The organism is Tenacibaculum sp. 47A_GOM-205m (assembly GCF_000518405.1).
Lineage (GTDB): Bacteria > Bacteroidota > Bacteroidia > Flavobacteriales > Flavobacteriaceae > Polaribacter > Polaribacter lutimaris.
The window spans coordinates 1-4,171 of the sequence record NZ_JADN01000001.1; the positions used below are offsets into that span (position 1 = coordinate 1).

The 4,171-nt window shown below is 46.5% G+C and carries 2 tRNA genes and 2 rRNA genes; all 4 read left to right on the top strand.

The window, feature by feature from the left end:
* Window positions 1-1,448, top strand: a 16S ribosomal RNA gene (locus tag N534_RS0100005); the annotation flags it as partial.
* 129 nt (window positions 1,449-1,577) lie between these two features.
* Window positions 1,578-1,651: transfer RNA gene (locus N534_RS0100010), tRNA-Ile, on the top strand.
* A gap of 114 nt (window positions 1,652-1,765) precedes the next feature.
* Window positions 1,766-1,842, top strand: a tRNA-Ala gene (locus tag N534_RS0100015).
* Between the two features lie 230 nt (window positions 1,843-2,072).
* A 23S ribosomal RNA gene (locus tag N534_RS0100020) occupies window positions 2,073-4,171 on the top strand; the annotation flags it as partial.

The following is a 4,171-nucleotide window of genomic DNA, read 5'->3' on the forward strand; positions in this document are numbered from 1 at the left end:
AACAGGGTGCTTGCACCGCTGACGACCGGCGAACGGGTGCGTAACGCGTATAGAATCTGCCTTGTACAGGAGGATAGCCTTTAGAAATGAAGATTAATACTCCATAATGTTGGGAAGTGGCATCACTATCTAACTAAAGATTTATCGGTACAAGATGACTATGCGTCCTATTAGCTAGATGGTAAGGTAACGGCTTACCATGGCAACGATAGGTAGGGGGTCTGAGAGGATTATCCCCCACACTGGTACTGAGACACGGACCAGACTCCTACGGGAGGCAGCAGTGAGGAATATTGGTCAATGGAGGCAACTCTGAACCAGCCATGCCGCGTGCAGGAAGACTGCCCTATGGGTTGTAAACTGCTTTTATACAGGAAGAAACAGTCGTACGTGTACGGCCTTGACGGTACTGTAAGAATAAGCACCGGCTAACTCCGTGCCAGCAGCCGCGGTAATACGGAGGGTGCAAGCGTTATCCGGAATCATTGGGTTTAAAGGGTCCGCAGGCGGTCAATTAAGTCAGAGGTGAAATCCCATAGCTTAACTATGGAACTGCCTTTGATACTGGTTGACTTGAGTTATACGGAAGTAGATAGAATAAGTAGTGTAGCGGTGAAATGCATAGATATTACTTAGAATACCGATTGCGAAGGCAGTCTACTACGTATATACTGACGCTCATGGACGAAAGCGTGGGGAGCGAACAGGATTAGATACCCTGGTAGTCCACGCCGTAAACGATGGACACTAGTTGTTGGGCAATAGTTCAGTGACTAAGCGAAAGTGATAAGTGTCCCACCTGGGGAGTACGATCGCAAGATTGAAACTCAAAGGAATTGACGGGGGCCCGCACAAGCGGTGGAGCATGTGGTTTAATTCGATGATACGCGAGGAACCTTACCAGGGCTTAAATGTAGAGTGACAGGGCTAGAGATAGCTTTTTCTTCGGACACTTTACAAGGTGCTGCATGGTTGTCGTCAGCTCGTGCCGTGAGGTGTCAGGTTAAGTCCTATAACGAGCGCAACCCCTATCGTTAGTTGCTAGCAGGTAAAGCTGAGGACTCTAGCGAGACTGCCGGTGCAAACCGTGAGGAAGGTGGGGATGACGTCAAATCATCACGGCCCTTACGTCCTGGGCTACACACGTGCTACAATGGTATGGACAATGAGCAGCCACAACGCGAGTTGGAGCGAATCTATAAACCATATCACAGTTCGGATCGGAGTCTGCAACTCGACTCCGTGAAGCTGGAATCGCTAGTAATCGGATATCAGCCATGATCCGGTGAATACGTTCCCGGGCCTTGTACACACCGCCCGTCAAGCCATGGAAGCTGGGGGTGCCTGAAGTCGGTTACCGCAAGGGACTGCCTAGGGTAAAACTGGTAACTAGGGCTAAGTCGTAACAAGGTAGCCGTACCGGAAGGTGCGGCTGGAACACCTCCTTTCTAGAGAAAGATGGTGAGTTACATAAGAGGTTAATTTTACTCTTTGCTGTTAATTTTAAAAAATAGACTAAGATCTTAAAAAAAGAGAATTTTTAGATATTTGATATAAATATCTAAGCTGTCTAAGACAGTCTCGTAGCTCAGCTGGTTAGAGCGCTACACTGATAATGTAGAGGTCGGCAGTTCGAGTCTGCCCGAGACTACAATTTTAAAGAGATTAGTTAAAGGAAATTTTAGAAGTTGGGTATCCCAAGTTGACGTATAGGTCATCAATTAACTGATAACTGTTAACTGATAGCTGACTACTGAAAAGAAATGGGGGATTAGCTCAGCTGGCTAGAGCGCTTGCCTTGCACGCAAGAGGTCATCGGTTCGACTCCGATATTCTCCACCAGGCGATGCCTGGAGATAATTAATTTTATCTTCATGAGTATTGCAGGCAGATTGTGACTAACAAGTTTAAATACTTGTCAGTGGCGACTCGCCACAACGTTCATTGACATATTGGTAAAATGATATCGTAAAGAATCAAGATAGAGAGTTAGAGTAATCTAACAAAATATTTTTATAAGAACAAGAATTATAAAGAGCTCGTTGTAGTAGAGATACTACAGCAAAAAGTACAATAAGCTAAATAAGGGCGTATGGAGGATGCCTAGGCTTTCAGAGGCGAAGAAGGACGCGATAAGCTGCGATAAGCTACGGGGAGAAGCACATATTTTATGATCCGTAGATTTCCGAATGGGGCAACCCGTCATGTTGAAGACATGTCACACCTTCGGGTGAGCAAACCTGGTGAACTGAAACATCTAAGTAACCAGAGGAAGAGAAAACAAAAGTGATTCCGTTAGTAGTGGCGAGCGAACGCGGATTAGCCCAAACCAATGTTGTTACGGCAATATTGGGGTTGTAGGGCTGCGACATTAGAATCTTAGAGAACTAGAATCGTTTGGAAAGACGAACCGAAGAGAGTGATAGTCTCGTATAGGTAATCGAAGAGGATATAGCAGTACCCTGAGTAGTGCGGGACACGTGTAATCCTGTATGAATCCACCGGGACCATCCGGTAAGGCTAAATACTCCTGAAAGACCGATAGTGAACTAGTACCGTGAGGGAAAGGTGAAAAGAACCCTAAGTAAGGGAGTGAAAGAGAACCTGAAACCGTACGCCTACAAGCGGTCGAAGCACATTTACTGTGTGACGGCGTGCCTTTTGCATAATGAGCCTACGAGTTACTGTTACTAGCAAGGTTAAGATTTTAAGGATCGGAGCCGAAGCGAAAGCGAGTCTGAATAGGGCGACTTTAGTTAGTAGTAGTAGACGCGAAACCGAGTGATCTACCCATGGGCAGGTTGAAGCTGTGGTAACACACAGTGGAGGACCGAACCAGTTGACGTTGAAAAGTCTTTGGATGACCTGTGGGTAGGGGTGAAAGGCCAATCAAACTCGGAAATAGCTCGTACTCCCCGAAATGCATTTAGGTGCAGCGTTGATTAAAAGTTTTATAGAGGTAGAGCTACTGATTGGATGCGGGGGCTTCACCGCCTACCAATTCCTGACAAACTCCGAATGCTATAAAATGTTTTTCAGCAGTGAGGGCATGGGTGCTAAGGTCCATGTCCGAGAGGGAAAGAACCCAGACCATCAGCTAAGGTCCCCAAATATATGTTAAGTTGAAAAAACGAGGTTTGACTGCCCAGACAGCTAGGATGTTGGCTTGGAAGCAGCCATTCATTTAAAGAGTGCGTAACAGCTCACTAGTCGAGCGGTCGAGCATGGATAATAATCGGGCATAAACATATTACCGAAGCTATGGACTTTTAAAAGTGGTAGGGGAGCATTCTATATGTGCTGAAGGTGTGCTGTGAGGCATGCTGGAACGTATAGAAAAGAAAATGTAGGCATAAGTAACGATAAAGGGGGCGAGAAACCCCCTCACCGAAAGACTAAGGTTTCCTCAGCGATGCTAATCAGCTGAGGGTTAGTCGGGACCTAAGGCGAATCCGAAGGGAGTAGTCGATGGACAACAGGTTAATATTCCTGTACTTCTTATAACTGCGATGGGGTGACGGAGTACTGAAAGCACCGCGAACTGACGGAATAGTTCGTTGAAACATTTAGGTATTAGACTGGTAGGCAAATCCGCCGGTTTAGCTGAAGTGTGATAGTACCACAAGTCTTCGGATGCGTGGATAGTGTGCCTAAAATCTTCCAAGAAAAACCTCTAAGCTTCAGGTTATAAGAACCCGTACCGTAAACCGACACAGGTAGTTGGGATGAGAATTCTAAGGTGCTCGAGAGATTCATGGCTAAGGAACTAGGCAAAATAGACTCGTAACTTCGGGAGAAGAGTCGCCCTACTCCGGTAGGGCCGCAGTGAAAAGATCCAGGCGACTGTTTATCAAAAACACAGGGCTTTGCTAAATTGAAAGATGATGTATAAGGCCTGACACCTGCCCGGTGCTGGAAGGTTAAGTGGAGTTGTTAGCTTCGGCGAAGCAATCAAATGAAGCCCCAGTAAACGGCGGCCGTAACTATAACGGTCCTAAGGTAGCGAAATTCCTTGTCGGGTAAGTTCCGACCTGCACGAATGGTGCAACGATCTGGATACTGTCTCAGCCATGAGCTCGGTGAAATTGTAGTATCGGTGAAGATGCCGATTACCCGCAGCGGGACGAAAAGACCCCGTGAACCTTTACTATAGCTTCGTATTGACTTTGGA